We start from the raw sequence: 6,904 nt of genomic DNA on the forward strand, positions 1-6,904 counted from the left end.
GTACTTTCCTCAATAACTTTATCCAATGCAATCGCATCTTCATAGTCTTCAATTTACTCCCTTATCAGTTCAAGAATAAATTCATTTTCACTTTTCCCATTTTCAGAAGCAATCTTGCTAAACTCTTTTTGCATTTCTGCTGGTATTTCTATTGTATAAATCATTTTTAGTCCCCCAATTCTTAATATGATTTTTTATTTTATTATAATATATAAAAAAAATCATTTTCAATTAAATTTTTTTAAATTCCCCATTGTCATTTTACACTTTTTTTGATAAAATTGATATATAAAACTTTAATTTGAAAGGAAATAAAATGGATAATAAAAATCAACAAATAATTGACGCCAACTTGATAATCAAGATTATTTATAAAAATAAACTGTTAATCGCTTTAACTACAATAATAGTCGTGATACTTTCCACAGTTTTTGTCTTTGTAAACAAATCCTTTAAATCAGACATTACCCTTTATGGAAATGATAAAGTCCTTACTGAAATTGGAGAAAATTCACAGTCTTCATTAAATTCTTTTGACTTTTACTCTTACTTGAAAAAAAATTCAAAAACTTTGAGAAATGTAAATTTGCCAGAGGATAAGTTCTTTAAGGAAATGACAACAAGATTGACAGCACAGTCTGAAAATAATGATCCGACAGTAAAAGTAAAATTCACTACAAATAACAAAACTGAAGGGGAAAATTTTGCAAAAGAGTACCCAGCACTTGCACAAGGCTATCTGCTTGAAAGAAAAAATAACTTTTTGGATACACAAATAAAATTATTGGAGCAGCAATACAGCTTTTTAACACAAAATATTGACATACGAACTACAAAAGACTCATTAACAGATACGTTAGTTTCAAGATTGGCATATTACCGTCTATTAAGAAATGACTCAAATCCAGTTGTTAAATATGTAAATTCCATAACAAAACCTGCATTGAATAAAAAGCTTGTTATAGCTGGTTCTCTGTTTTTAGGACTATTTTTAGGAATTTTGATTGCTTTTATGAAAGAATTTTCTACTACATTAGACTGGGAAGACATTAAAAAAAGAAAAAATTAGTCAATAATAAAATTAAAGGGATTATCTCGCATTCTGAGGTAATCCCTATTTTTTATTTTTAACCTATCTCAACCATTTTTCTCTTTCTCTTATCAAAAGTTACCATTTCAGTAATTCCAAATTCCTTTGCATATTCGCCAGCTTCCTTTATCTTCATTCCAACATGTTCAGAATAATGTGAGTCACTTGACAAAATCACAGGAATATCATATTTTTTCACATACTCCATAAAATCTCTGTACGGAGTAATTTCTTTGATTGGATAACGATAAAACGTCCCTGTGTTTATATCCACAACCATGTTATTTTTTTTCAAACATCTAGCCGTACTTTCAAGCAAGCTGTCAACATCTTCTTTTTCTGGAATATTTTTAAATAATCTCAAGTTAAACGGATGCCCCAGAATGTCATACATTCCAGTATTTGCAACATCCTCAATCTCTTTTGCATAATCTTTCCAAATCTGCACCAAATCTCCATCAGTAAATTTATGCTTCAAAGCACTGAAATCAAATCCCCAGCCCTTAATAAAATGAATCGAAACAATTAGATAGTCAAAATCATATTTAGACAATATTTCCTTAACTTTCTCCTGATTCTTAAAATTACACACTTCAATTCCAAATTTTACTGGATACCCCTTTGATTTCAATTTATCTATAAAATCTCTGTATTCATCCAATGTATGCACAAATTTTGTTTTCTGCTCAAGCCATTTTTTCTGGAAATTCCCAGTTTCGCTGTCATTCAAAATAAGCTCATCATAATACAAATCCTTAAATTCCTTAAATCCATGGGTATGCTCCGTTATCCCTATTTCCGAAAGTCCCATTTCCTTTGCCTTTGCAAAAAACGGATTTACATAATCCTCATCATAACTCCCATATTCAAAATGCATGTGATAATCCACCAGCATAATATCTCCTCACCTTCTACATAGTAAATTTTTTTAATTTTTAACTGCTTTAAAAAAATCAAAATTGAAATGAAATAATTATAAGTTTTAAGTTCAATTTTAAAATAAATTTCTATATTTTATAAATAAAAATCATATATAAAGGAAAAAGCCATTCCAAAATTCATCATTTTGAAACAGCCTTTCTTTAAACAAAAAATTAATTAATCGATTATTGAGAAATTACATTTGTTGCTTGAGGTCCTTTTGGTCCTTCTTCTACATCAAAGCTTACTTCTTCACCTTCGTTAACTGTTTTGAATCCTTCTTTATTGATTTTTGAGAAATGTAAGAAATAATCATTCCCATCTTCTCCTGAAATAAATCCAAATCCTTTTTTGTCGTTAAACCATTTTACTTTACCTAACAAAGTATTACCTCCTAAAATTTTACACCTCAAACAACTGTTACTGTTACAAATATATATTTTTTGTTACATGTTACTTGCTTTTGGTTATCTGAAATTATTATACCACACTTTTTCAAAAAAGAATAGTCCTTTTTTTCAAAATTTTAACTTTTTTCAAGAAAATATTATAAAAGATTTGTCAAGCCTAATTTTTAACAAACATTTATCGTTACAGCCCTTGTAATTTATCCAAAAACAATATAAAATATATATTAAGAATAAACTGAAAAGGACGTGGTAATTTATGAATTTAAAAAAACAAATGTTAGTCAGCGCATTTGCAATATTAGCAATAATGAGCTGTGGAAAAAAAGATGAAGCCCAAAATGAAGATCAGGATGAAATTCAAATTGAACAGCAAAGTGCCGACACTGCAACTAACAATTCTCAAGATAACCCGCAGGAAGCACAGCCAGTTGTAGAATCCTCTGAAACCATTAACGAAAATGCCAACAATCAACCTCTTTCTCAAGTAAAGCCTGAGGAAATAAAAACTAGCAAAACTTTACAGCATGTAGACAAGCTTATTGGCAAGGAAATTCCAATGGAAGATAGAATTTTAGTATTTTCTAAGGAAAACAACCAATACAAAATAACTTACAAAGGCGAATCTGAAAATGGAATGCAGACAGATACTAAAAACCTCACTTTTAATGAAAAAAATGACAGCCTGACAGATGGTACCTATACATTTAAACTGAATAAAAATAAATTAGGTTTATATGCTGGAAATCAATTCATATTTACAGTTGACTAATCCCATCAAGATTAATTCCTAAAAATACACTCAAGCAGTTAAATTATATATTTTTTATAGCTGCCTGAGTTTTTTTATAATGGTATTCATATTTAATACTGAATCCCATAAAAAAAACTAATAAATCCATTTTTTATTCAATAGTGATTTTTCTTGGAATAACTCTTTTTTTCTGAACAATTTCTCTATCTTTCCCTAAATTATCCAAAATTTTAATTAAATGCTGATAAAGTTCCTCATTATTATAATTCTCACATTCCATCTGTAATTTTAAATTAATATAGGCAATTATAATATCTCTTTCCACATTTCCATTTAAGCAATTCACATAAAAATTAACATCATAAATATCTAAATTTGCCTTTTTGGAAGCCTCTTTTCCAAACAGTTCCAAAATTTTAGGATGAAGTGTGCCTAATTCATGTCTTGAAGAATATTTTGCATTTATCAGTTCCAGCAAGTTAAAATCACGCCTTAAATCTCTAAAACTATTGTAGTCATTTCTAAGCTCCGCTCCAACTCTTGTAATAAATCGTGTTATTTCAATTTCTCCAATTTTTTTCCTTCTGATATTTTCGATATTATCAACATTCACTTCTAATTGATTACCTAAATTAAACTCATTTTTAGTAAATTTATCTTCACTCTTTATTTCAATATTTTTTCCATTATTCAAAATTTCTAGCGAAAAATCAGCACTTCTAACATAAAATTTTCTTTCTTCAAAATCTGAAAACAGTTTTAATTTTAAAATATATCTATTCTCAATTTCAGGCATATCAAATTTATAGTCTTCATTCATCCAGAAAATTTTTCCGCTACATTTCACAATTCCTTTTGTTACTGTCACTTGCTTATTTTCTGTATCTGCAACAAGATTAAATCCTGAAATTATTCCATCTTTTCTATCCAAATACAATAATTCTGTCAATTCTGCCGGATTATCCCTCAACAAATCAAGTGCCTCTTTACTTATCACCTGCCCATGCCCAAATATCGGATATTTATTCTCAATCATCTTTCCCCCATTTTTTTATCTTACTAATTTTTATTAATTTCAACTTGTAAATTTTTCAAGTTCCCAGCAAAAGTTATATTTAACTGGCAAATTCCATTATCCACATCAATTATATGGGATAAATCATCCCCTTTTTGCATTATTCCATTTACAAATTTTGTATCTTTTAACCAGACTGATTTCTGACTTTCAGGATTTGTACTGAAAAACATATTTAACTTATCTTCCTTAAAGTCTGTCGTTGTAAATCTTAATGTTCTTTCGATATATGTCGTTGTAAGTGTCTTGTAAAGCGGTTCATAGCCCCCATCCAGATTTTTTAGCAAAGTTCTTGCCTTATATACAACTATATTCCGTATTTTTTCACGTGCCATATTCGCATTATCTGATGAAAATACAAATCCATAGTTAAACTGATTTATTCTATCTTTTATTGTATTTGTAAATCCTGATATTTCCTTAGACATTGTTGTTTTTGTATGATAAGAATTATCTTTTTCCTCAATGTCAAAACGTACTCCTGGATATTGCGGTGATACGTTTGCAAACCTTTCCTTTAGATAATTTGGACATTGTGTGGCACCAATTATCCCAGCTGCCACATAAGCCGCATCAACATACACTCCTTCTATCCAGAATTTTAACAAATCTTCCTGTTCTTTTGAAAGTGATACCCCTGTTTCTTCTTCAAATTTCATTTTATAGTCCAGCATAACACCTGATTTATCCTTTGGAATTATAGTAAAATTAGGAATTACTGGTATTAAATATTCAGAATATTTTTGATTTTCCAACATTTGGGTCTTTTCAATATATTTATCCACACCCATTGTAGCTAGATTGTCAAACGAAGTTTCAGGCTTTCCTTCAAAATTAAAAAATACTTGAACTCTATATTCTGCCAACACAGTCATTAAATTTGTCAAAACTTCAACTGTATTTTTCTCAGTTTTCTCATCTTTTTTGCTCCCCATAAATCTTTCACGAACTTTTTTCTCAGATTTTTTCATCTCCAAATCAACATTTGGATAAATGCCAAACCATACTGTATTGTCAAAATCGTTCTTTTCATTAGTTGTGTTCAAAAATGCTCTCAATTTATCCTTATTTCCAGCCTTTACAATCATTTCAGGTTTTACATTTGTAATCAAAAGCATTGGTTTCATAAGCCCCATTCTCACATCATATTGCTCAAAAAACATTTTCACACCCAATATTTTCTCAATCAGAGGTTTCGCAATTTTTATAAAATCCTCCTGTGCCGATTTATAAAACGCCAAATAATTGTTATAATTTTCAACTTCCTGCTCAGGATCAACATCCACAAATGTCTTTGCAAGCGGTACAAATGTTCTGACAACCAAATCGCTAATATATTTATTCGGCTCATCTGTCACATTTTCATAGTCATCTCTAAAAGCCTCAACTAGAGCCGTCGTATTTTTCTCTTCAATCATTGCAAGTGAAGTTTGATTTTCCTGCTTATACTCAATTACTTCAAGTTCCCCTTTTTCTCCTACTTGCAGCATTCCCAGCTTTATTTTCTCTGATTTAAAATTATTTGTATCATTTCCAATTAAAAGCCGAGTTTTTATATCTTCAATCGCAAGTGGCAACATTCCAAGCACATTGCTGTAATTTTCTGAAGCCTCCTCAAATTTCGAGTTAAGTTTATCCCCTAATTCCAGTTTTTTAGGATTCTCATCATCCAGTTCTTCATATTTCTGATAAATATAGGCAATCTCTTTTCTCGTCTGCTTAATATCCTCGATAACCTTTTTCGGTGAAATTAACTCCAAAATATTTTCAAACTTAAAATCCACATTCCTGTTCCTTTGTGACTTTCTAGCCTCAATCAAAGTACTAAGCATCTTAAAAAACGTATTCCCATTATTAATCTTAATTTCTGTCACAAGATCCTCAGGCACTCCCTCCGGCTTTTTCAAAATATACTTAATACTCTGACTCTCTGCATCAAAATAACTGTACACCTTTGGATCAAATTTTTCCAGAAACTCCTCAAAGCTTCCAACCAAAAGATGCCTGTTAATCTCAATAACATTCTCATCATCCAGCGAATCCATATCCCTCGCATCATTAATAAGCGTCAAGATATCCATTTTCTCTGGATTAATTTCCTCAAATAAAATCGTTCGATTAGTCTGATTTATAACATTTTTATTCCCCATTTTCCTTTTAAAATTATTCTTAGCATCATATAAAAATTAATTACTAGCTATCAACTTTTTGCAATCCGTTTAAACTACTTTTATACAATATTTCAAATAACTTTATTTTCCCCCTTCTTTATTATTTTTAATTTTATTTTAACTAATATAATGATACACTATAATTAAGATTTTGTCAATATCATTATTTTCAATTCTATCTTTAAATTTTATTCTGTATAATAAACATTTTCTCCTTCACCACTTATATCCCCATTTTCATGAAATGTCAAAGAGCCCTTTATTTCCCCGTTTTCATAATATTCAACATATTTTCTTTTCCCATTCTTATAAATTGTTTCAGAATGCAATTTTCCATTCTCAAAATATGTTCTAAATTTGCCATTTCCATTAATTACTTCTCCCTGATCCCTTATTGAGCCATCCTTATTATAATCCGCCCATTTCCCTTCAACTTCACCATTTTTATACATAGTTTCTGAACTTATTCTACTATTTTTATATGGA

The 6,904-nt window shown here is 29.6% G+C and carries 6 protein-coding genes and 1 pseudogene; 2 read left to right on the forward strand and 5 right to left on the reverse strand.

The features are described from left to right. Positions 1 to 316 precede the first annotated feature (316 nt). Positions 317 to 1,069, forward strand: a complete 753-nt coding sequence (locus HW275_RS12205) for a lipopolysaccharide biosynthesis protein (RefSeq protein WP_178936812.1) — start codon at positions 317 to 319, stop codon at positions 1,067 to 1,069. Positions 1,070 to 1,127: 58 nt separating this feature from the next. Here the strand turns inward: HW275_RS12205 and HW275_RS12210 are convergent, their stop codons facing one another. Together HW275_RS12210 and HW275_RS12215 are read right to left on the reverse strand one after the other, a co-directional pair. After that, positions 1,128 to 1,985, reverse strand: coding sequence for a histidinol-phosphatase HisJ family protein (locus tag HW275_RS12210; protein ID WP_178936813.1), 858 nt, complete (start codon positions 1,983 to 1,985; stop codon positions 1,128 to 1,130). Positions 1,986 to 2,196: 211 nt separating this feature from the next. Continuing rightward, entirely contained in the window at positions 2,197 to 2,394 is a 198-nt protein-coding gene (locus HW275_RS12215; RefSeq protein WP_015769847.1) for a cold-shock protein, read from the reverse strand. A 283-nt stretch (positions 2,395 to 2,677) separates the two neighbouring features. Here HW275_RS12215 and HW275_RS12220 point away from each other — a divergent pair, with 283 nt between their 5' ends. Then, positions 2,678 to 3,190: a hypothetical protein gene (locus HW275_RS12220; protein ID WP_178936814.1), complete on the forward strand. Its 513-nt coding sequence runs from the start codon at positions 2,678 to 2,680 to the stop codon at positions 3,188 to 3,190. A 133-nt stretch (positions 3,191 to 3,323) separates the two neighbouring features. Here the strand turns inward: HW275_RS12220 and HW275_RS12225 are convergent, their stop codons facing one another. The 3 genes and pseudogenes from HW275_RS12225 to HW275_RS12235 form a co-directional block, all read right to left on the reverse strand. Beyond that, positions 3,324 to 4,208, reverse strand: coding sequence for a hypothetical protein (locus HW275_RS12225; RefSeq protein ID WP_178936815.1), 885 nt, complete (start codon positions 4,206 to 4,208; stop codon positions 3,324 to 3,326). Positions 4,209 to 4,231: 23 nt separating this feature from the next. Continuing rightward, positions 4,232 to 6,397 (reverse strand): transcriptional regulator, encoded by a 2,166-nt coding sequence (locus HW275_RS12230; protein ID WP_178936816.1) that lies wholly within the window; start codon positions 6,395 to 6,397, stop codon positions 4,232 to 4,234. A 209-nt stretch (positions 6,398 to 6,606) separates the two neighbouring features. After that, a pseudogene (locus tag HW275_RS12235) lies at positions 6,607 to 6,904 on the reverse strand (hypothetical protein); the annotation flags it as partial.

This window comes from Leptotrichia sp. oral taxon 223 (assembly GCF_013394795.1).
In the GTDB taxonomy this organism is placed as follows: Bacteria; Fusobacteriota; Fusobacteriia; order Fusobacteriales; family Leptotrichiaceae; genus Leptotrichia.

What these genes read in the sequence shown, in the direction of transcription:
- HW275_RS12225 (WP_178936815.1), bottom strand. Translation starts at nt 4,208, where the DNA reads ATGATTGAGAATAAATATCCGATATTTGGGCATGGGCAGGTGATAAGT.
- HW275_RS12230 (WP_178936816.1), bottom strand. Translation starts at nt 6,397, where the DNA reads ATGGGGAATAAAAATGTTATAAATCAGACTAATCGAACGATTTTATTT.
- HW275_RS12220 (WP_178936814.1), top strand. Translation starts at nt 2,678, where the DNA reads ATGAATTTAAAAAAACAAATGTTAGTCAGCGCATTTGCAATATTAGCA.
- HW275_RS12205 (WP_178936812.1), top strand. Translation starts at nt 317, where the DNA reads ATGGATAATAAAAATCAACAAATAATTGACGCCAACTTGATAATCAAG.
- HW275_RS12210 (WP_178936813.1), bottom strand. Translation starts at nt 1,985, where the DNA reads ATGCTGGTGGATTATCACATGCATTTTGAATATGGGAGTTATGATGAG.